The organism is Thalassovita sp. ABM4_323, assembly GCF_056158665.1.
This window is the reverse complement of record NZ_JBSWTS010000007.1, coordinates 1,330,800-1,352,381: the sequence shown is the minus strand read 5'-3', so window position 1 is coordinate 1,352,381 and position 21,582 is coordinate 1,330,800. Positions and strand designations below refer to the sequence as shown.

The window sequence follows — 21,582 nt, the reverse complement described above, 5'->3', positions numbered from 1 at the left end:
GATCAAAGTGACCAAACCAATTTATGACGTCACCCCGAACACCTGGGAATTCCTTAAATCTCCGATGATCAAACCGACCGGGTTTCGCGAATATGACGCCCGCTGGAAATTCCCGGACGAGATCAACCTGCCGGGCATGACCGCCCTGGGTCTGGGGATCGGAACGCAGATGCGCAAACATGGGCTGGAGCCTGTGATTGCCGTTGGCAACGATTACCGCGACTACTCGCTGGCGATCAAAAACGCGCTGGTGATCGGCCTGATGCAGGCCGGCATTCAGGTTAAGGACATCGGTCCCTGCATCACCCCGATGGCCTATTTCAGCCAGTTCCACCTGGATGCGCCTGCCGTGGCCATGGTCACCGCCAGCCACAACCCCAATGGCTGGACCGGTGTCAAAATGGGCTTCCAACGTCCGCTGACCCACGGCCCCGACGAAATGGCCGAACTGAAAGACATCGTGCTGAACGGCAAGGGCGAACCGGCCCCGGGCGGCAACTATGAATTCGTCGATGGCGTTCAAGAGGCCTATATGGACGACCTGGTCGGGGACTTCAAAATGTCCCGCAAGCTCAAGGTCGTCTGCGCCAGCGGCAACGGCACTGCAGCCGCCTTTGGCCCGGCCCTGTTCGAACGTCTGGGCGTCGAGATGGTGGATAGCCACAACCGGCTGGACTACACCTTCCCCAACTACAACCCCAACCCCGAAGCCATGGAAATGCTGCATGACATGGCCGACAGCGTCAAAGCCTCGGGCGCCGATTTCGCGCTGGGTTTTGACGGCGACGGCGACCGCTGCGGCGTTGTGGACGACGAGGGCGAAGAGATTTTCGCCGACAAGGTGGGCGTCATCATGGCGCGTGACCTGGCCAAGCTCTACCCCGGCTCGACCTTCGTGGCGGATGTGAAATCCACCGGTCTGTTTGCCTCGGACCCCGAGCTGCAAAAACACGATATCAAGGCCGACTACTGGAAAACCGGCCACAGCCACATGAAACGTCGCGTTCATGCCCTGGGCGCATTGGCGGGCTTTGAAAAATCCGGCCACTACTTCCTGTCCGGGGACATCGGTCGCGGCTATGACGACGGCATGCGCGTCGCGGTCGAGATCTGTAAACTGATGGACCGCAACCCCGACATGTCTATGTCGGACCTGCGCAAAGCCCTGCCGAAAACCTGGTCGACCCCAACCATGTCGCCCTATGCTGCCGACGAAGAAAAATACGATATCCTCGACCGTATCGTGCAAAAACTTGTTGCCAAGGCCGAGGCAGGCGACACCTTCGCAGGCCAAGCCGTCAAAGAGGTCGTTACCGTCAACGGCGCCCGCGTGATCCTGGAAAACGGCTCCTGGGGGCTGGTGCGCGCGTCCTCAAACACGCCAAACCTGGTGGTGGTCTGCGAAAGCAGCGACAGCGAGGAAGAGATGCGCGCCATCTTCGCCGAGCTGGACGCGGTGATCCAAACCGAACCCGGTGTCGGCGAATACGACCAGAAAATCTGAACAAAAAAGGCCCGGCAAACATCGCCGGGCCTCTTTCTTTGCTCTTCAAATACTCTGGGGGTGAATGGCCGCAGGCCAGAGGGGGCAAAGCCCCCTCCCCTTACGCTGCCAATCCACGCCCCTTCAACAATGCCTCCACCCCCGGCATCCGCCCCCGGAACGCGGTGTACAACGCCTCGGCATCCACAGATCCGCCGGTTGACAGGATATTCGCCTCCAACGCCCGCGCGGTGTCAGCGTCAAATGCGCTGCCCGCCTCTTCAAAGGCAGCAAAGGCATCTGCGTCCATCACCTCGGACCACATATAGCTGTAATAGCCCGAGCTATATCCATCCCCTGCGAAAACATGCGCGAAATGCGGCGTGGCGTGACGCATGGCGATCTGTTTGGGCATACCCAGCCCATCCAGCACCTGCGCCTGCCGCTCCATCACATCCTTTGGTGCGACACCGCGATGGAACGCCAGATCCACCAAGGCCGAGGCAACATATTCGACCGTCGCAAACCCCTGATCGAAATTCGCAGCCCCCAGTACCTTATCCAGCATCTCGGCGGGCATCGGAGCGCCGGTATCAGCATGGGTGGCGAATTCAGCCAGAACCTCGGGCACTTCCAACCAGTGCTCGTACAGCTGACTGGGCAATTCCACAAAATCCCGCGCCACAGACGTCCCCGAAATGCTTTCATAGGTCACGTCCGACAACATCTGATGCAGCGCATGACCGAATTCATGGAACAGCGTGCGCGCATCGTCATAGGACAGCAGCGCCGGATCGCCCTTGGCGAAGTTGCACACGTTGATCACGACCGGCGCCTGCACCTTGGGGAACTTGGCCTGCGCCCGCATCGCCGAACACCACGCGCCTGACCGTTTGGATCCGCGCGCAAAATAGTCGCCGATGAACACAGCCACATGCTTGCCGTTTCGGGTCACCTCCCACGCGCGACAATCGGGGTGGTACAAGGGCACATCCAGCCGCGAAAACTCCAGCCCGAACAGGCGGTTGGCGCAGGCAAAGGACGCCTCGATCATCCGATCCAGTTGCAGGTAGGGCTTCAGCGCAGCTTCGTCCAGATCGTGCTCGGCCTTGCGACGGCGGGCCGCGTAATAGTGCCAGTCCCACGCCTCGAGATCGCCATTGATGCCGTCTGCATGCATCATGTCTTCCAGCACCTTGGCGTCCGCCTCGGCCCGGGCTTTGGCGGGTTCCCACACCGCCAGCAACAATTCCTCAACGCGTTCGGGCGTCTTGGCCATTTCGGTTTCCAGCTTGTACTCGGCAAAACTGTCATAGCCCAACAGCTTGGCCCGTTCTTCACGCAGCGACAGGATTTGCGCAGCGATTTCACGGTTGTCCGTATCGCCCCCATTGGCCCCGCGCGCCACAAAAGCCGCATAAGCCTGTTCGCGCAGATCGCGCCGCGGCGAGAACTGAAGGAAAGGCGTGATGATCGAACGTGACAGCGTCACCACCGGCCCCGAGGTGCCTTTTTCCTGCCCAGCTGCCCGCATCGCGGACACCACGAAATCGGGCAGACCGTCCAGATCGTCCTCGGTCAGTTCCATGAACCAGTCGCGTTCATCCGCCAGCAAGTTCTGCGTAAAGGCGGTGCCCAGGCTGGCCAGTTTGCCCTTGATCTCGGCCATCCGCGCGTCTTCGGCCCCCTCCAACCCCGCGCCCGAGCGCACGAACCCGCGATGGGTCAGCATCAAGACGCGTTGCTGTTCGCCCGTCAGCTCCAGCGTGTCCTTTTGCGCCCACAACGCGGCGATCCGCGCAAACAGAGCCTTGTTCGAGGAAATTGCCGCGAAATGCGCCGCCAGTTTCGGGGAAAACTCGACCTGCAACTTTTCGCGCGCGGGATTGCTATCGGCCCCGGCGACCGTGAAAAACACCGAAAGCACCTTGTCCAGCGCAGCCCCCGCCGCCTCCATTGCTTCGATCGTGTTGGCAAAGCTGGGCGCGTCAGGATTGTCGGCAATGGCGGCAACCTCGGCCTGATGCGCGCTGAGCGCGTCATCAAAGGCCGGAGCGAAATCCGCATCCTGAATTTCGGAAAACGGCGCCAGCGCAAAGGGCGTATTCCAATCGGACAAAAGCGGGTTGGTCATGCAAAATCTCCTTTGAACTCACAGGTAGGCACGCCGAGCCAGCGCGTCCAGATCGGTCAGGCGCTTTCGCCACAAACCGGGCAATCAGCGCGTTTTTTCAGAGCGATTTTCCGGGTTTCGCCCCAGAGCGCGTCATAGATCCGCATCTGACCCCGCAAGGGCGCGCCCGCCCCGGTGATCTGCTTTACGGCTTCGACCGCCATCATGGTGCCGATCACGCCAGGCAAGGGCCCGATCACCCCGGCCTCGGCGCATGAGGGCGCAAGTCCAGGTGCCGGAGCCTCGGGAAACACGCATTGGTAACAGGGCCCATCCTGGGCAGGGTCGAACACGCTGATCTGGCCCTCCCATTGCGACAAAGCCCCGGAAATCAAAGGCTTGCCAGATTTCACCGCAGCCTCATTCACCAAATAGCGTGTGCTGAAATTGTCCGTCCCATCCAAGATCAAGTCATATTCATCGAACAGATCGTGGGCCAGTTCAGGCGTCAAACGACGATGATAGGGCCGCACCTCGACAAAGGGATTTTGCGCTTCCATCACCTTCTGAGCCGAAAACACCTTGGGCATTCCGATCGTCGCATCCGAGTGAATCACCTGCCTTTGCAGGTTGGAATTGTCGACTTCATCGTCATCGATCACGCCAATCACACCCACCCCGGCCGCAGCCAGATACAACAGAACAGGCGAGCCCAGCCCCCCCGCACCAATCACCAGAACCTTCGCCGATTTCAACCGTCGTTGCCCCTTGCCACCGATCTCTCGCAGAACGATGTGGCGGGCATAGCGGTTCAGCTCGACCTCGGAAAACGTGCCCTGCGGCTGGGCCTTGGGCGTTGTGTCAACAGCCCGCGCCCTAAGCAACCGCAACCCGGCGCGATACAACAGAACCAGTCCGGCCAAACCCCCGAAGATCAGCCAAGGCGCAGCCTCGCCCCCAGTCGCCACACGCAAAGGATGCCCCTCCACCAAGACAAGATGCACCAGTACGACCGCGCCCCACAGAACAACCAGCATGATCAGACGCACCCGTATCGGAGCCCCCATCAGCATACCGATCCCCCAAAGAGCCACGGCGACAATCAGGATCAGCGCCATCAGCCCCGCCCGGTCGAGCCAAACCCGCCCTCACCACGCGCCGTCTCAGACAGCCCGTCAGACAGCTGAAACACCGCCTGTATCACCGGCGCCACAATCATCTGCGCAATGCGATCGCCATGCTGAATGTGAAACGACTCGCTCCCGGCATTCATCACGATCACGCCCAATGGCCCCCGATAATCACTGTCGATCGTGCCAGGGCTATTGGGCAGAGTGATCCCGTGCTTCAGCGCCAAACCAGATCGGGGCCGCAGCTGCACCTCATACCCCAACGGTATCTCCAGCCGCAGCCCCGTCGGGATCAAAGCCCGCGCACCGGGCTGCAACTGCACGCCCAAGTCTCGTAAATCCGTGCCAAAATTGGCCCGCAAATCCGCGCCGGCCGCCCCCTCGGTCTCATAGCTGGGCAATGCCAAATCGCGATCCGCTTCTTCGGTCCAGGTTAACGCAACAGTCACCATCCCCGCCACATCCCTTTCTTTGCTCTGAAAATACTCAATCCAACACGTCCGCGATCCGCGACGCCAGTTTTTGCGCGACGGCCTCTTTAGCCATCTTTGGCCAGTCCTCAACACCCGCGTCGCTGATCACATGAACGGTGTTTTGCGCCCCACCGAAAGTGCCTGTTGCAGGGGACACATCATTGGCCACGATCCAGTCGCATCCCTTGCGCTTGCGCTTCGAAATGGCGTTTTCGATCACGTTGTCGGTTTCTGCCGCAAATCCAACCACCAGCCCGGGGCGCCCTTTGGACATTTGGCTCACGGCAGCCAGAATATCGGGGTTCTCGGTGAAGCTTAGCGTCGGTATCTCGCCGTTTTGCTTTTTCATTTTCGAGCTGGCCGCGTCTGTCACCCGCCAATCGGCCACGGCTGCGGCAAAAATCGCGGCATCGGCAGGCAGAGCCGCCTGAACGGCCTCCAGCATCTGAACCGCCGTTTCGATCCGCACCACCTCAACTCCCTCCGGCGGAGCGACATCTGCGGGACCGGTCACAAACACCACCTCGGCCCCCAAGGCGCGCAACGCCCGGGCAATCGCCGTTCCCTGCGCCCCAGACGAGCGGTTCGAGATATAGCGCACCGGGTCGATCGGTTCTTGCGTCGGCCCCGATGTCACGATCACGCGCTTGCCTGTCAGGGGCCCGTCAGACAGAGCAGCCTCGGCGGCGGCCACGATTTCCAGCGGCTCTGCCATGCGGCCGGGGCCGAATTCACCACAGGCCATGTCGCCCTCGTTCGGGCCGATCAGTCCAATTCCGTCCGCTTGCAACGTCGCCAGATTGCGCTGCGTCGCCGGGTGATCCCACATGCGCACATTCATTGCAGGGGCAATCATCACCGGCGTGTCCGTCGCCATCAGCAGGGTCGAGGCCATATCATCCGCGTGCCCCCCGGCCATCTTGGCCATCAGATCCGCTGTGGCTGGCGCGACCACGATCAGATCGGCACTGCGCGACAGCTGGATATGCCCCATCTCGGCCTCGTCCGTCAGGTCGAACAAGTCATCATAGACCTTCTCTCCGGCCACCGCGGACAGGCTAAGGGGGGTCACGAATTCCTTGGCGGCGCGCGTCATCACAGGGGTCACAGCGGCCCCACGCTCGCGCAGGCGCCGGATCAGCTCGGGCGTTTTATAAGCCGCGATTCCCCCCCCAATAATCAACAAGATACGCTTGTTTGCCAGCATCATTGCCCCCTTGGATTGACCCGGCTGACACTAGGGCGCAGCGGCAGGACTGACAAGAGCGCTCACCTGAACGCGGCACAGGGATCAGGGCGATCGACGGGCGCAGCGGCCAGGACCAGATCAAAGGCCGGATCGGCCTGCGCTGTGCCTTCAACCTGGGCCAGCGAAAACTGAGCAACCTCGGGCCGGGCAAAGGCAACATAGCTGGGCGCGCCCCAATCCGCGCGCGCATGGCCGTTCCCTGTGATCACAACAACCGGACCACCAGTTTCATCCAATGCCTCCAGCGCCGCGCGTGCCAGCATCGCATCGCGCAGGCGCTGCAGATCAACCATCCCCGGTAACAACGATTCGGGTAAAGCATCGCAATGCGCAGACATTTGCAGGGCCTCTCGCTCGGCCTGCTGATCGGCTGGCAGGGCCTGGGTCAGACCAAAAACCTCGGCCTCTTCACCAAAGCTCTCAACGATTCCCTGTGTCATCGTAGCACGCGCCTGATCTCGCGGCAGGGCGGCCCCGTATATGGCTGCGGACGTCGCCTGAAAGATGGGGAAATACATGCTCAGATCGGGCCATCCCGATTGCGACCATTCCGTCGCCTGATCAAAGGCCTGCGCCGAATCCAAATCAGTTGGCTGCACCCCAGCGGCGACGTCGGCCGTCAGCATTTCGTAGACCACAGCCGTGGGGCGCAACGCGGCGACATAGCGGGCTTGCGTTTCGTGATGGGCCGGATTGTCGTGGATTTCGCCCAGAAAAACGATCTGGGCCGAGCCCATTTCCGACGGCACGTCCTCCGCCACGGCGGGTGCCGCGCACAATACTGCCAGACTGTAGAACAGGATTCTCATCCCAACAGGTCATGCACCTCTTCGGATTTGTCCTCAAGCTGTTTGCGCATCTTCGCAAATGCGGCGGCCTCCAGCTGGCGCACGCGTTCCTTGGACAGGTTCAGCTCTTGCCCCAGCGATTCCAGCGTCCGCGCCGGGTCGCGCAGCTTGCGTTCGCGAATGATGAACTGTTCGCGCTCGTTCAGCGCGCCCATGGCCTCGATCAGCCAGCCACGCAGGGCTTCGCGGTCGTGTTGTTCTTCGACGATCTGGGCGGATTGTGCGCCGTCATCCTCCAGCGTGTCGATCCATTCGCGGCCTTCGTCCTCGGAGGATTGGGTCGCATTCAACGAGAAATCCGACCCGGACAGGCGCCCCTCCATCATCTCGACATCGCGCAAGGGGACCCCGATTTCTGTCGAGATCATGTGGCGCAACTGGTGGCGATCCAGCGCTTCGCCGCGGGCCATGGCCTCGCGTTCCAGCCGCGCCTGAACCCGGCGCAAATTGAAAAACAGCGATTTCTGCGACGAGGTGGACCCGGTCCGCACCATCGACCAATTGCGCATCACATAGTCCTGGATCGAGGCCTTGATCCACCAAACCGCATAGGTCGAAAACCGCACGCCGCGATCCGGGTCGAACTTGTCGGCCGCCTTCATCAGGCCCACGCCGGCCTCTTGGATGAGGTCGTTCATCGGGGCGCCATAGCGTTTGTATTTTGACGCCATCGAGATCGCCAAGCGCATATAGGCCGTGATCAACCGATGCAGCGCAGCCTCGTCCCGGTCATCGCGCCAGGCATAGGCCAGTTTTTGCTCGGTTTCGGCATCCAGCAGCTCGGCCTTCATCGCAACGCGCGAAAGCGACAGGTCATTGGGATAATCAAGTGCCATTTCTAACCGCCAATCTGTGTGCGCAGCGCACACTCTTTCTAATTAGGGACAGGAGTGTTACGCACGGCAAGGCTGAATGGTTCACAATAAGGTGTATGAAATATGCTTGATAAGCTGACGCTTGTGCTGGGCGGGGCCGGATCAGGCAAATCCCTGTGGGCCGAGACTCTGGTCAAGCGCGGCGCAGAATCTCGAATTTACCTAGCGACAGCAAGGGTTTGGGACGATGAAATGCGTAGCAAGGTGGATCAGCACCGCGCCCAACGTGGCCCCAAATGGACCACGATCGAAGCCCCACTGAATGTTTCAGCGCCCCTGTCACAGGCAAGACCCGACCAGGCCGTTCTGCTGGATTGCGCGACGATGTGGCTGTCCAATCACCTGCTGGATGGGAATGATCTTGCAGCCCAAGAGACCGCGTTTCTGGCCGATTTAGCCGCCTGTCAGGCCCCAGTCGTGGTGGTTTCAAACGAGGTTGGCATGTCCGTGGTGCCCGAGAATGCGCTGGCGCGTCAATTCCGCGAGGCCCAGGGGCGCTTGAACCAAAAACTCGCCGCCCAGGCCGATCTGGTCGTCGCCGTTATGGCCGGATTGCCGCTTGCCTTGAAAGGAACCCTGAAATGAGCCGCTTTTTCTGGGTCCGCCACGGCCCGACCCACGCCAAGGCCATGGTGGGGTGGACCGACCTGCCTGCGGATCTGTCCGATCAGGCGCAGTTGGATCGCCTGCACGCGCATCTGCCCTCCGAGGCGCTGGTGATCTCGTCCGATCTCAGCCGCGCCTCGACCACCGCTGACGCCATTGCCCGGCACCGCACCCGCCTGCCGCATGATCCCGACCTGCGCGAAATCAACTTCGGCGCCTGGGAAATGAAGGGCCCCAATGACGTCGAGGATCAGGACCATCTGCGCGCCTATTGGGAAACCCCAGGCGAGGTTCGCGCCCCCGACGGAGAAAGCTGGAACGATGTGACCACCCGCGTGAACGCGGCCGTGTCGCGCCTGCTGGCCTCCCATCCCGGCCAAGACTTCGTGGCCGTCGCCCATTTCGGTGTGATCCTGACGCAGGTGCAAGTGGCCCTGAATCTGACCGCCTATCAGGCGTTCTCGCATAAGATCGACAACCTGTCGGTAACCGAAATTCGCCTGTCAGATGGGCAGTGGCACGCGGGCGCGATCAATCATCTTCCGTGATACGTGAGCGCAAAACAATTCATTTCAGCCTTGCACGGCTTCTGTCCTAACCTACCGCAAACGCAACAAGAAAGGACGCGGAATGGGGTATGAATTGTTTATCGGTGATCAAAGTTTTTCCAGCTGGTCCCTGCGCGGCTGGTTGTTGTTTGAACAATTCAACATCCCCGTAACCACCAAGCTGGTCGGCCTGTATGACGGCACCATGGCCGAGGATCTGGCAGACCTGGCCCCGGCTCGATTGGTGCCGACCATGCGGATCGATGAAACGATTGTGGTGGGGGAAACACTGGCCATGGCCGAGACCCTGGCCGAGCGCCACCCCGAGGCCGGTATGTGGCCCAGCGATCCCGCCGCGCGGGCCTTGGCACGTTGGCTGACCTCGGAAATGCATGCCGGGTTTTCAGCTTTGCGCAACGAATGCCCGATGCAATTGTTGCACCAATACAAGGGCTTCACGCCCAGTGCGGCGGTGCTGAAGGACCTGGCCCGGATCGAAGAGCTCTTTGCCCTGGCTCGCACGCGGCACGGGAACGCAGGTCCGTGGCTGTTTGGTGAATACTCGATCGCGGATGCGTTCTATGCGCCCGTTGCGGCCCGAATCGCGGGTCATGCGTTGCCGGTCAGCGATTTGGTTCAGGCCTATGTGGACACCACGCTTGCGGATCCGGCGTTCTGTCGCTGGCGCGCAATGGGGCTGACGAAGTCCTATGATCCAGTGCCCTATGCGATGGATCTACCTACGCGTCCCTGGCCTGGGCCAAATGCCTAACGCGCCTTTCGGGTGTTAACCATTCTTCAATCCTCCGGTGCTTAACCTTTGTTAACCAAGGTGGATTGGGGAGTTTCATGGTCGCCAGGGCCTATACCGTCGCGTTCGAGGGCGTCAGCGCCCGCCCGGTCGAGGTGCAATGCGCCGTCACCCCCGGCATGCCCGCGTTTTCAATCGTCGGCTTGCCGGACAAGGCCGTATCCGAAGCGCGCGATCGCGTGCGCACGGCGCTCAGTTCGCTGGCCATTGCGCTGCCGTCAAAACGCATCACGATCAACCTGTCCCCAGCGGACATGCCCAAAGAGGGTAGCCATTTCGACCTGCCCATCGCCTTGTCGCTGTTGGCCGCGCTGGAAATCATCCCAGAGGACGCCATCGAAGGCACCACGGCCTTGGGCGAGCTGTCGCTGGATGGCTCGTTGGTGCCCGTCATCGGCGCGTTACCGGCTGCAATGTCCGCCGCCGAAGAGGATCGCACCTTGCTGTGCCCCAAAGCCTCGGGATCCGAAGCCGCCTGGGTCGGTGCCTGCCAGGTGATCGCCGCGAACGGGCTGGCCGATATCGTGCGCCACTATACCGGCCAATCCCCCCTGCCCCCGGCCCAACCCGGCGAAGTGGTCGAGGACCCGCTGGGCCGCTGCATGCGCGATGTCAAAGGCCAGGAACGCGCCAAACGCGCGCTGGAAATCGCGGCGGCCGGACGTCATCACCTGATGATGGTGGGCGCGCCCGGATCCGGAAAATCGATGCTGGCGGCGCGTTTGCCGGGCATCCTGCCTCCTCTCAGCGCGGCCGAGGCGCTGGAAACCTCGATGATCCATTCGCTGGCCGGGTTGCTGGACGAGGGTGGCATTTCGCGCGCCCGCCCCTTTCGCGAACCCCATCACACGGCCTCGATGGCTGCGATTGTCGGCGGCGGGCGCGGCGCGAAACCCGGCGAGATCAGTCTTGCGCATAACGGCGTTCTGTTCATGGATGAATTCCCTGAATATGCCCGCACTGTTTTGGAAACGCTGCGCCAACCGCTGGAAACCGGAGAAGTGATGGTCGCGCGCGCCAATGCGCATATCAAATACCCCTGCCAATTCATGCTGGTTGCTGCTGCAAACCCTTGTAAATGTGGGTATCTTTCCGACCCGGCGCGTGCTTGTGGGCGGGCACCTGTTTGCGGTCAGGACTATCTTGGCAGGATCAGCGGGCCCCTGATGGATCGCTTTGACCTGCGGGTTGAAGTGCCACCAGTTGCCTATTCCGACCTGGAACTACCCGCCGACGGCGAGATCTCGGCCGATATTTGCGAGCGCGTGACCAGCGCGCGCGCCGTGCAGACGGCCCGCTACTCTGAATTCACCAACATGCGGGCAAATGCAGATATGGAGGGCGAGATCCTCGAGACGTTCGCCACACCAGATGCCGAGGGCACGGCCCTGCTGTTGCGTGTCGCCGACCGGTTCGGACTGTCCGCACGCGGCTATCACCGCATTCTGCGCGTCGCCCGAACGATCGCCGATCTGGATGGCGAGACCCGGATCCTGCGTCATCACATGGCCGAAGCGATTTCGTTCAGAATCAACTGCTGACCGATCCCAAACCCTGGATCAGGCCCGTTTGGCCTCGATCGCTTCCCAGATCAACTTGGCCGTGTTGGTGCCATCGAAGCGTTCCAGTTCCTGAATACCAGTGGGCGAGGTCACGTTTATTTCGGTCAGATAGTCGCCGATCACGTCGATCCCAACGAACACCTGTCCCTTTTCCTTCAGGCGCGGCCCGATGGTGGCGCAGATCTCCAGATCGCGTTCCGTCAGACCGATTTTTTCGGGCCGTCCGCCAACATGCATGTTCGAGCGGGTTTCACCGGCCTGAGGCACCCGGTTGATCGCCCCCACGGGTTCGCCATCGACCAGAATGACCCGCTTGTCGCCAGCGGCGACGGCAGGCAGGTATTTCTGCACGATCAATGGCTCACGAGAGAAACCCGTGAACAATTCATGCAACGAGCTGAGATTTCTATCGCTCTCAGTCAGTCGGAACACACCCGCGCCGCCATTGCCATAAAGCGGTTTAAGGATAACGTCACCATGCTTATCCTTGAAGCTTCGGATCGTCGTCAAATCTCGCGCAATCGTGGTCGGAGGCATCAGCTGCGGAAAATCCAAAATCATCAGCTTTTCCGGGTAGTTGCGCACCCAAAACGGGTCATTCACGACCAGCGTTTCCGGGTGAATCCGCTCCAGCAGATGGGTCGTCGTGATATAGAACATGTCGAAAGGCGGGTCTTGACGCAGCCACACGACATCATATTCGGCCAGGTCGACGACCGTTTCCTGGCCCAAGGTATAGTGGTCTCCTTCAACCATCTGAACGGTCAGCGGCCAGCCACGCGCAGTCACCCGTCCCTCTTCATAGGCGAGCTTATCAGGGGTATAATAAAACAATTCGTGTCCGCGCGCCTGCGCTTCCAACGCGATACGGAAAGTACTGTCTGCGGTGATGTCGATCGGTCCGATCGGATCCATCTGAAAAGCGATTTTCATCTGCGGTTTCCTTGCTTGCTTGCCTTTACATGGCGCAAGGGGCGCAGCGAGGCAATTCAGAAATGCCCAAACGCGTTTTCAAATACCTGTGGGTGCCCCGAACCATCACAACAGGCCAGATCAAATCGAATGTTGGTCAAAGATCCTGTCGGAACATGCTGCAAGTATTCTTCGGCGCTGCGTTGAATGCGGGCGATCTGCCTCGGGCGCAGACTGCGCATGGCCTGATCCATCGTTTTTGAGGCTTTGACTTCGACAAAGACCAAGTCTTCGCCGTCCTGAATGATCAAGTCGACCTCGCCCGCCATGCCCCGCCATCGCCGTTCCATTACCCGGGCTTGGCGCCTTTCATAGTCGCGCGCCACCTGGTCTTCGGCGCTTTGACCAAAAAGATGCGACATCTGTCCACGATGATACCGAGAGTTGCGCAGCGTCATACTAACCTTCCTGGCTTAAACTCAGCGCCAATTGATAAACCTTGCGCCGAGGCAAACCTGTTTTCTGCGCCACTTGGTCCGCCGCATCGCGCACCGACCCATCCTGCAACGCCTTTTTCACCAGTGACGTTAAATCCTCTTCACTAACAGAGGGTGAATGGGCGCGGTCAATCAGGACGACGATTTCGCCCTTCAGGGAACGTTCTTCACAGATCTGGGCCAGCTCGGCCAGAGGCGCGCGGATGACCTCTTCGAATTTCTTGGTTAATTCGCGACACACGGCGGCTTGGCGCTCGGGCCCCAGAACCTCGGCTGCATCGCGCAGCATCTTGGCGATCCGCTTGGGCAATTCGTAGAAAACCAGCGTGCCAGGCACGTCCCGCAGCGCTGTCAGGGCGGATTTCCGCTGTCCTGCGCTATTGGGCAGGAACCCATTGAAGAAGAAGCGATCCGTTGGCAGTCCGCCTACTGTCAAAGCGGTCACCACCGCCGAGGCCCCGGGGGCCGAGACGACCGGATGCCCGGCCTCGCGCGCAGCGCGCGCCAGATCAAAGCCGGGGTCGGCCACCATTGGCGTTCCGGCCTCGGAGGCATAAACCAGCGATTTTCCGTCCTCTAACAGGCCCATCAGGCGTGGGCGCATCTTGTCGCCGTTGTGGTCGTGATAGCTCAGCACCGGACGGTCCCCCAGCGCGATGCCGTGTATCTCCATCAGGCGACGCAAGCTACGCGTGTCCTCAGCCACCAGCACGTCCGCCGAGGCCAGAATGTCCAGTGCGCGCAAAGTGATATCCCGCGCGGTCCCGATAGGTGTGGCAATCAGGTACAAGCCTGGCGGCAGCGTTGCGATTTGCGGATTTAACACTGGACCCCTTCCTTATGGTGTCTATTATTGCGCCCAAAGATACCAGGCGCTGAATGCCAGCCCTCAGGGAGTGAAAACCAGTCTATGTTCGCCGTTTTATCGACCCCCCGCAACCTGATCGCCCGCCTTTTTGCAGTGCTGAGCCTGATTGTTCTGGCCGCATGCGAGCCCGTTTCGATGGGCAGCGGCCAGATGATCAACACCTCGGCCCCGGTTCCTGTGGCGCTGCTGGTGCCGCGCGGCAGCGGCAATGCAGGAGATGACATACTGGCTCAAAGCCTTGAAAACGCAGCCAAACTGGCGATCACGGACCTGGAAGGCGTCAAGATTGATCTGCGGGTATACTCGACCGCCGGGGATCCGGGCACCGCGCAACAGCAAGCCATCAAGGCTGTTGGCGATGGGGCCAAGATCATTCTGGGCCCGGTCTACAGCGCCGAAGCGAACGCCGTTGCCGTGGGCGTGGCCTCGAAGAACGTGAACGTGCTCAGCTTCTCGAACAACTCGACCATCGCGGGTGGCAACCTGTTCATTCTGGGGCCGACCTTTGAAAATACCGCCAAGCGGATGGTGCGGTTCGCCGCCACGCAGGGCAAAGGCAACATCGTGATCGCGCATGACACCAACCTGGCCGGTCAGTTGGGCAAAAACGCGATCCAAACCGCGATTGGCCGCACGGGCGGGGCCTCGATGGCGGCTGCTGTGGGCTATGAGTTCTCGCAGCAAGGCGTTGTCGCCGCCATCCCCGAGGTGGAAAAAGCCGTCAAAAGCGGCGCGGCAAATGCCGTGTTCCTGACGGCCAATACCGATGGTGCGCTGCCGCTGGTCACACAGCTGCTGCTGGAGGCCGGGGTGAACCCGCAAAGCGTCCAGTATATGGGCCTGACCCGTTGGGATGTTCCGCCTCAGACGCTGGAATTGCCCGGTGTTCAGGGGGCCTGGTTTGCGATGCCTGACCCGACGATGACTTAACGGTTCTCGGATCGGTATGCATCGGTTTATGGGGCGCAGCCGCACTCGATCGGTGGGCTGGCCTATGACGGGATCGCCGCGATTGGGGCGCTGGTTCAGGCCGGGCATAAGGATGCCTTGACCGTGTCGGCGCTGACCCAGGGGGCTGGCTTCCAAGGAGTGAACGGTATCCTGCGCCTGCGCGGGGATGGTACCAACGAACGCGGTCTGGCCATTGCCCAGATCCAGAACAAGAAGGTCGTGATCATCGACCCCGCCCCCCGAGCCTTTGGCGGTGGCGGACTCTGATAAAGAAGACGAATGAAAGACATGCCTGATGCGCCGGACAGCCTGATCTGTCCGGCAGAAACCATTTTCGACACCACCAAAGTAAGCGCCCAGATTGCCGAGGCGACGAACGGCCTGTCTGATGCCTCGGACATCCGCGCGGCTGTGGTGCCGATCCTGACTCAAGCGCGCAAAGACGGGATGGAGGCCATCGCCAAGGCCTTTGCCGCCGATCCATTTCGTGCGCGCCCGACCACGCGGGCCTATACTTGGCTGACAGATTGCCTGGTGATCGCATCGCGCGATGTGTCGATCAACCTGATGAATGCCGGCGGAGGCAAAAACGAGCGTATGGCTCTGATCGCTGTCGGGGGCTATGGCCGCGGTGAAATGGCCACCTATTCAGACGTCGACCTGCTGTTCCTGACACCAAAACAGATCACGCCCTGGGCCGAGGCCGTGATCGAGGGGATGCTGTATATCCTGTGGGATTTGCGGCTGAAGGTCGGGCATGCCTCGCGCACGATCCGCGACTGTGTGAAGCTGGGCAAAGAAGATTACACCATCCGCACGGCGTTGCTGGAACATCGCGTCTTGGCGGGGGATGTCGCCTTGGCCAACGAGCTGGACGAGCGCCTGAACGCCGATCTGTTCAAGGGCACCGCTGCCGAATTCATCGAGGCCAAGCTGGCCGAGCGCGATGCCCGCCACAAACGCCAGGGCGGCGAACGCTATGTCGTGGAACCCAATGTCAAAGAGGGCAAAGGCGGCCTGCGCGATCTGCAATCCATGTTCTGGATCGCGAAATATGTGCATGGTGTGCAGAACTCGGCCGAATTGGTCAAACTGGACGTTTTCACCGAGGACGAGTTCCAAAGCTTCAAAACCGCCGAAGATTTCCTGTGGTCGGTCCGCTGTCAGTTGCATCTGATCACCAATCGCGCCACCGATCAGCTGAACTTTGACCTTCAGGTAGAGGTGGCTGAACGTCTGGGCTATGAGGACACGGCCGGGCGGCGCGGGGTCGAGCATTTCATGCAAGACTATTTCCGCTATGCCACCGAAACCGGGGACCTGACCCGCATCTTCCTGACCAAACTAGAAGCCATGCATGTCAAAAACGCCCCGCTGCTGGAACGTATTTTCCGCCGGACTCCGCGCGTGAAGGCGGGCTACAAGGTGGTGCACAACCGCCTGAATGTGGACAATCCAGAAGACTTTCTGTCGGACAAAATCAACCTTTTGCGGGTGTTCGAAGAAGGTCTGCGTACGGGCATGTTGATCCATCCCGACGCGATGCGCCTGGTCAAGGCCAACCTGCATCTGATCGATGACGATCTGCGCAACGACAAAGAAGCGCGCCGCCTGTTTCTGGACCTGCTGCTGAAACACGGGAACCCCGAACGCGCCCTGCGCCGGATGAACGAACTGGGGGTGCTGTCGGCCTTTATTCCCGAATTCGAACCCATCGTGGCGATGATGCAGTTCAACATGTATCACCACTACACGGTCGACGAGCACACGATCCAATGTATCAAGGTGCTCAGCCAGATCGAGCATGACGAGCTGATCGAGGAACTGCCCGTTGCCAGCGGCATCCTGAAACGCGGTGTGAACCGGCGCATCCTGTATATCGCGCTGCTGCTGCACGACATCGGCAAAGGGCGCGACGAGGATCACTCGGTTCTGGGCGCTCAGATCGCTCGCAAGGTGGCCCCGCGTCTGGGCCTGAACAAATCGGAATGCGAAACGGTGGAATGGCTGGTGCGCTATCACCTGCTGATGTCCGACATGGCCCAAAAACGCGACCTGTCCGATCCGCGCACCCTGCGCGACTTTGCCAAGGCCGTGAAAACCCGCAAACGGCTGGACCTGCTGACAGTGCTGACCGTCTGTGACATCCGCGGCGTTGGTCCGGGCACCTGGAACAACTGGAAGGCTATGCTGCTGCGCCAGTTGCACAAGGAAACTTCGCAGGCCTTGGAACACGGGCTCGAGGATCTGAACCGCGAGAACCGGGGCGCCGAGGCTCGCCGTCAGCTGCGCGACGCCATGGACGGGTGGGACCCGGCCGCGCTGCGCCACGAAACCGGCCGCCATTATCCGCCCTATTGGCAGGGTCTGGACACCGCAACACATGTGATCTTTGCCAAGCTGTTGCACGATATCCCGGATGACGAGGTGCGCATCGACCTGCACCTGGATGCCGACCGCGACGCGACCCGCGCCTGTTTCGCAATGATCGACCATCCCGGCATTTTCTCGCGCCTGTCGGGCGCGCTGGCTCTGGTCGGGGCCAATGTGGTGGACGCGCGGACCTATACCACGAACGATGGCTATGCGACTGCGGTCTTCTGGATTCAGGACGCCGATGGCCACCCCTATGAGGAAGCCCGGCTGCAACGCCTGCGCCAGATGATCCAGAAGACCCTGAAGGGCGAGGTCGTGGCCACCGAGGCGATCAAATCCAGGGACAAGATCAAGAAACGCGAGCGCGCCTTCAAGGTGCCCACCTCGATCACCTTCGACAACGAAGGGTCGGAAATCTACACGATTATCGAGGTCGACACCCGCGACCGCCCCGGCATTCTGTTCGATCTGACGCGCACTCTGGCCAACAACAACGTCTATATCGCCAGCGCGGTCATCGCGACCTATGGCGAACAGGTCGTCGATACGTTCTATGTGAAGGATATGTTCGGGCTGAAGTTCCACTCGGCCGCGAAACAGAAATCACTGGAACGTAAACTGCGCGAGGCAATCACCAAAGGGGCCGAAAGGGCCAGCGCAGAATGACCCTGAAACGTCCGCTGCAACCGATGCCCCAGGACATTGCTGTCTTGTTGGATACGCGCCGGTTGCGAGCGGCCTATGACGCGCGCCCTCCGTATCAGCGCAACGACTGGCTGGCGTGGATTGCCCGCGCCAAACGCCCCGAAACCCGGGATCGTCGCATTGCTGCGATGATCGGGGAACTGGAACAGGGCCATGGCTATATGGGCATGGACTGGAGACCCAAGACATGAAACCGATCCGCCTGATCTCGGGGTTTCTGACGGTTGGCATGTGGACCCTGGCCAGCCGTATCCTGGGTTTCGTGCGCGATGCGATCATCCTGGCCTATCTGGGCACCGGCCCCGCCTACGAGGCCTATGTGGTCGCCTTTCGCCTGCCCAACATGTTCCGCCGCTTCTTTGCCGAAGGGGCGTTCAACATGGCGTTCATCCCGATATTTTCGAAGAAGCTGGAGGGCAAGGAGGATGCCGAGGGTTTCGCCGCGCAGGCCTTTGCCGGGTTGGCCTCGATCCTGATAGGGCTGACGCTGGCCGCCCAATTGGCGATGCCGTGGCTGATATACGGGCTGGCCTCGGGGTTTGCAGGGCAGGAACAGTTTGATCTGTCGGTTGAATTCGGGCGGATCGCCTTTCCCTATATCCTGTTCATTTCACTGGCCGCGCTGCTGTCGGGCATTCTGAACTCACTGGGCCGGTTCGCCGCCGCCGCCGCCGCGCCGGTGCTGCTAAACGTGTTGCTGGTCAGTGTGATGGTGATCGCGGCCCTGACGGGCGGAGATATCGCCCGCGCGCTGATCTGGACCATCCCCGTGGCCGGTGTGGCACAACTGGCGCTGGTCTGGATCGCGGCCCGTCGGGCTGGTTTCAAAATGCGGCTGGAACGCCCGCGCCTGACCCCCGATATGCGCCGCCTGATCAAGGTCGCCATCCCCGCCGCCCTGGCCGGGGGCGTGGTGCAAGTCAACTTGCTGGTCGGCCAACAGGTCGCCAGCTATTTCGACCGCGCTGTGGGCTGGCTTTATGCGGCGGACCGGCTGTACCAGCTGCCGCTGGGCGTGGTTGGGATCGCCATTGGTGTGGTGCTGCTGCCGGACCTGTCGCGCCGTTTGAAGGCCGAGGATCACGACGGCGCCCGAAACGCCCTGTCCCGCGCGGCCGAGGTTTCCCTGGCTCTGACCATCCCCGCCGCAGTCGCATTGATCGTGATCCCGTTGCCGCTGGTCTCGGTCCTGTTTGAACGCGGCGCGACGACGGCTGATGACAGCGCCGCCATTGCAATGGCCGTGGCCGTCTACGGGTTGGGCCTGCCCGCCTTTGTGATCCAGAAAATCCTGCAACCGCTGTTTTTCGCCCGCGAGGACACCCGCCGCCCGTTCCACTATGCGGTGGTTGCCATGGTGATCAATGCGGGTGTCGCGATCGGGCTGGCCCCGGTGCTGGGCTGGATCGCTGCGGCCATCGCGACCACAATCGCGGGCTGGGGCATGGTCGCGCTGCTGGCCTTCGGCTCTCGTCCCTTTGGCGAGGTCGCCCGGTTCGACGACCGGTTCCGCGCGCGCATCTGGCGGATCGTGATCGCTGCGCTGGCCATGGGGGCGTGCCTGTGGGGCGCGATGGCGCTGCTGATGCCGTTCCTGGGGATGGCAGGCGTGCGCTATGCGGCATTGGCCGCCCTGATCGCCGTGGGGATCGTCAGCTATTTCGGCATCGGCCAGCTGATCGGCGCCTTCCGCCTGTCCGAGTTCAAATCAGCCCTGAAACGCGGCTGACCTAGCGGTGGCGCATCTTGTCGCGCAACCGTTGCCAGCCACCAGGGCTAAGCACAAAGGACGCCACGAACCCGATCACGAACCCCGTCCCATCCGCAATCCAATCGGGCGGGCCATCGAACACGGCACCAAAAAACAGCTGCAGGGCCATGAGGACCCCGATCAGACGGAACGCCTGCAACTGACTGGCGCCCGTGTGTCCCGCATGGACCCAAAGAATAAAGCTATAGGCTCCGATCAGCGCATAAACGCCCGGAAACGCTCCAACCAGTGGCACCTGGCTGTCCACCACTAGCCCATAAATCAACGCCCCGCCGATCACGCCCAACAGGAACACCAGCAACGTGTTCACCTGGCTAAAGATCCGCCCCACCATGTTGCCCAAGGCCAGCAGCATCACTCCGGCAAACAGCGCGTGCATGAATGTCCCGTGTACAAAGGCATAGCTGACAAAGCGCAGCATATGTTCAGTCGGCCATTGCCCGTTTTGCAGCATCCACTGGAAAATCGGAGCCGAAAAGGCATAGGTCTGCACAGCCTCTAACCGCCAGCCCACGGCCTCGGGTCCGCCCACCAGGCCGCGCGCGCCCAGGGAAAATACCAGCTCGATCCCCATCATCACCAGGAATAGGGCCACGATCACGGGCGGTAGCGTGTTGAAAGGCGAGTTATTGGGGCTGCTCATCGGCGCTCTCCTTGACGGGGCTTTGGGGCATGGGTAAGCCACCCGCACGAATAAATCCAGACGGAGATACACCATGTCGGATGCGGTCCAAACGCAATCCACCCCGAACGCCGGTTTCAAACCGCGCGTCTTTTCGGGAATCCAGCCCTCGGGTGGGCTGACCCTTGGCAACTATTTGGGCGCCCTGAAGCGCTTTGTCGACAAGCAGGCAGACGGGATTGAAACCGTGTACTGCGTGGTCGATATGCACGCCATCACCGTCTGGCAAGACCCCCAAGCGCTGCGCAATCAGACCCGCGAATTGGCCGCTGGCTTTATTGCCTCGGGGATCGATCCGGAACAATCCATCCTGTTCAACCAGTCTCAGGTGGTCGAGCACGCTCAGCTGGCGTGGATCTTCAACACCGTGGCACGCATGGGCTGGATGCAGCGCATGACCCAGTGGAAGGACAAGGCGGGCAAGAACGCGCAGAACGCCTCGCTTGGCCTGTTTGCGTATCCGGCGCTGATGGCGGCCGACATTCTGCTGTATCACGCCACCGAGGTCCCGGTGGGCGAAGATCAGAAACAGCACGTGGAGCTGACCCGCGATATCGCGACCAAGTTCAACCACGACTATAAGACCGATTTCTTCCCCATCCCCGAACCGGTGATCGAAGGCGCGGCCACGCGGGTGATGTCGCTGCGGGATGGCACCAAGAAGATGTCGAAATCCGATCCCTCGGACGCCAGCCGGATCAACATGACTGATGACGCCGATGCCATCGCGAAAAAGATCCGCAAGGCCAAGACCGACCCCGAGGCGTTGCCCTCGGAAGCCAAGGGTCTTGAGGATCGTCCCGATGCCCGCAACCTGGTGAACATCTTTGCCGCCCTGTCTGATCAGAGCGTCGATCAGGTGCTGGCCGATGTGGGCGGCAAGCAGTTCTCGGAATTCAAACCGATGCTGTCCGAACTGGCCGTTGAAAAACTGGCCCCGATCTCGGGCGAGATGCAGCGCCTGATGCAGGACCCGGCCGAGATAGACCGCATCCTGGGCCGTGGGGCCGAGCGCGCCCGCGCTATCGCCGCACCGATCCTCGCGCAGACCTACGACATCGTCGGCATGATCCGCAGCTAAACATCTGCGCCCCGCGTCTTCATGATGCGGGGCGCCCCTTG

General features: G+C 61.1%; 19 protein-coding genes and 1 pseudogene. 10 read left to right on the top strand and 10 right to left on the bottom strand.

The window, feature by feature from the left end:
• Positions 1-7: 7 nt before the first annotated feature.
• Complete coding sequence (locus ACXADQ_RS09060; RefSeq protein ID WP_475319214.1) at positions 8-1,504, top strand: phosphomannomutase/phosphoglucomutase; 1,497 nt, start codon at positions 8-10, stop codon at positions 1,502-1,504.
• Between the two features lie 100 nt (positions 1,505-1,604).
• On the opposite strand, the gene ACXADQ_RS09055 is transcribed toward ACXADQ_RS09060, so the two are convergent.
• From ACXADQ_RS09055 to ACXADQ_RS09030, 6 genes are all read right to left on the bottom strand, one after another.
• On the bottom strand, positions 1,605-3,617 hold the full coding sequence (locus ACXADQ_RS09055) for a M3 family metallopeptidase (protein WP_475319212.1): 2,013 nt from the start codon (positions 3,615-3,617) through the stop codon (positions 1,605-1,607).
• A gap of 56 nt (positions 3,618-3,673) precedes the next feature.
• Complete coding sequence (locus tag ACXADQ_RS09050) at positions 3,674-4,714, bottom strand: HesA/MoeB/ThiF family protein (protein ID WP_475319210.1); 1,041 nt, start codon at positions 4,712-4,714, stop codon at positions 3,674-3,676.
• Complete coding sequence (gene dut, locus ACXADQ_RS09045) at positions 4,714-5,178, bottom strand: dUTP diphosphatase (protein ID WP_475319207.1); 465 nt, start codon at positions 5,176-5,178, stop codon at positions 4,714-4,716. Before dut ends, ACXADQ_RS09050 begins: the two co-directional genes overlap by 1 nt.
• 34 nt (positions 5,179-5,212) lie before the next feature.
• Positions 5,213-6,406, bottom strand: a complete 1,194-nt coding sequence (gene coaBC, locus ACXADQ_RS09040; RefSeq protein ID WP_475319203.1) for a bifunctional phosphopantothenoylcysteine decarboxylase/phosphopantothenate--cysteine ligase CoaBC — start codon at positions 6,404-6,406, stop codon at positions 5,213-5,215.
• 62 nt (positions 6,407-6,468) lie between these two features.
• Positions 6,469-7,257 (bottom strand): ChaN family lipoprotein, encoded by a 789-nt coding sequence (locus ACXADQ_RS09035; protein WP_475319200.1) that lies wholly within the window; start codon positions 7,255-7,257, stop codon positions 6,469-6,471.
• Positions 7,254-8,132 (bottom strand): RNA polymerase factor sigma-32, encoded by an 879-nt coding sequence (locus ACXADQ_RS09030; protein WP_475319198.1) that lies wholly within the window; start codon positions 8,130-8,132, stop codon positions 7,254-7,256. The genes ACXADQ_RS09035 and ACXADQ_RS09030 overlap by 4 nt, the downstream gene beginning before the upstream one ends.
• A gap of 102 nt (positions 8,133-8,234) precedes the next feature.
• On the opposite strand from ACXADQ_RS09030, the gene cobU reads away from it, so the two are divergent.
• The 4 genes from cobU to ACXADQ_RS09010 all read left to right on the top strand — a co-directional run bounded on the left by cobU (position 8,235) and on the right by ACXADQ_RS09010 (position 11,677).
• Positions 8,235-8,756, top strand: coding sequence for a bifunctional adenosylcobinamide kinase/adenosylcobinamide-phosphate guanylyltransferase (gene cobU / locus ACXADQ_RS09025; protein WP_475319195.1), 522 nt, complete (start codon positions 8,235-8,237; stop codon positions 8,754-8,756).
• A complete protein-coding gene (locus ACXADQ_RS09020; protein ID WP_475319192.1) occupies positions 8,753-9,325 on the top strand; it encodes a histidine phosphatase family protein in 573 nt (190 codons plus the stop codon). The genes cobU and ACXADQ_RS09020 overlap by 4 nt, the downstream gene beginning before the upstream one ends.
• Positions 9,326-9,407: 82 nt before the next feature.
• On the top strand, positions 9,408-10,097 hold the full coding sequence (locus ACXADQ_RS09015) for a glutathione S-transferase (protein WP_475319189.1): 690 nt from the start codon (positions 9,408-9,410) through the stop codon (positions 10,095-10,097).
• Between the two features lie 77 nt (positions 10,098-10,174).
• Positions 10,175-11,677 carry a YifB family Mg chelatase-like AAA ATPase gene (locus ACXADQ_RS09010; protein WP_475319187.1) on the top strand — a complete coding sequence of 501 codons (1,503 nt, stop codon included), beginning with the start codon at positions 10,175-10,177 and terminating at the stop codon, positions 11,675-11,677.
• Between the two features lie 18 nt (positions 11,678-11,695).
• On the opposite strand, the gene gshB is transcribed toward ACXADQ_RS09010, so the two are convergent.
• Genes gshB through rsmI form a run of 3 tightly spaced genes read right to left on the bottom strand, consistent with a single transcriptional unit; the run spans position 11,696 to position 13,933 of the window.
• On the bottom strand, positions 11,696-12,631 hold the full coding sequence (gene gshB / locus ACXADQ_RS09005; protein ID WP_475319186.1) for a glutathione synthase: 936 nt from the start codon (positions 12,629-12,631) through the stop codon (positions 11,696-11,698).
• A gap of 56 nt (positions 12,632-12,687) precedes the next feature.
• The gene (locus ACXADQ_RS09000; RefSeq protein WP_475319185.1) at positions 12,688-13,068 is read right to left on the bottom strand and encodes a YraN family protein; all 381 of its coding nucleotides are present in this window, start codon (positions 13,066-13,068) and stop codon (positions 12,688-12,690) included.
• 1 nt (position 13,069) lies between these two features.
• Positions 13,070-13,933, bottom strand: a complete 864-nt coding sequence (rsmI, locus tag ACXADQ_RS08995) for a 16S rRNA (cytidine(1402)-2'-O)-methyltransferase (protein WP_475319184.1) — start codon at positions 13,931-13,933, stop codon at positions 13,070-13,072.
• 84 nt (positions 13,934-14,017) lie between these two features.
• Between rsmI and ACXADQ_RS08990 the strand changes: the two are divergent.
• From ACXADQ_RS08990 to murJ, 4 genes and pseudogenes are all read left to right on the top strand, one after another.
• Positions 14,018-15,193: pseudogene (locus ACXADQ_RS08990) on the top strand (penicillin-binding protein activator).
• A gap of 12 nt (positions 15,194-15,205) precedes the next feature.
• Positions 15,206-17,968: a [protein-PII] uridylyltransferase gene (locus tag ACXADQ_RS08985; RefSeq protein WP_475319181.1), complete on the top strand. Its 2,763-nt coding sequence runs from the start codon at positions 15,206-15,208 to the stop codon at positions 17,966-17,968.
• Positions 17,965-18,198, top strand: a complete 234-nt coding sequence (locus ACXADQ_RS08980) for a YdeI/OmpD-associated family protein (RefSeq protein WP_475319178.1) — start codon at positions 17,965-17,967, stop codon at positions 18,196-18,198. The genes ACXADQ_RS08985 and ACXADQ_RS08980 overlap by 4 nt, the downstream gene beginning before the upstream one ends.
• On the top strand, positions 18,195-19,736 hold the full coding sequence (gene murJ, locus ACXADQ_RS08975) for a murein biosynthesis integral membrane protein MurJ (protein WP_475319176.1): 1,542 nt from the start codon (positions 18,195-18,197) through the stop codon (positions 19,734-19,736). The genes ACXADQ_RS08980 and murJ overlap by 4 nt, the downstream gene beginning before the upstream one ends.
• Position 19,737: 1 nt before the next feature.
• Here murJ and ACXADQ_RS08970 read toward each other — a convergent pair whose 3' ends face one another.
• Complete coding sequence (locus ACXADQ_RS08970) at positions 19,738-20,421, bottom strand: rhomboid family intramembrane serine protease (protein WP_475319173.1); 684 nt, start codon at positions 20,419-20,421, stop codon at positions 19,738-19,740.
• Between the two features lie 73 nt (positions 20,422-20,494).
• Between ACXADQ_RS08970 and trpS the strand changes: the two genes are divergently transcribed.
• Positions 20,495-21,541 (top strand): tryptophan--tRNA ligase, encoded by a 1,047-nt coding sequence (gene trpS, locus ACXADQ_RS08965; RefSeq protein ID WP_475319170.1) that lies wholly within the window; start codon positions 20,495-20,497, stop codon positions 21,539-21,541.
• The last annotated feature ends 41 nt before the right edge of the window (positions 21,542-21,582 follow it).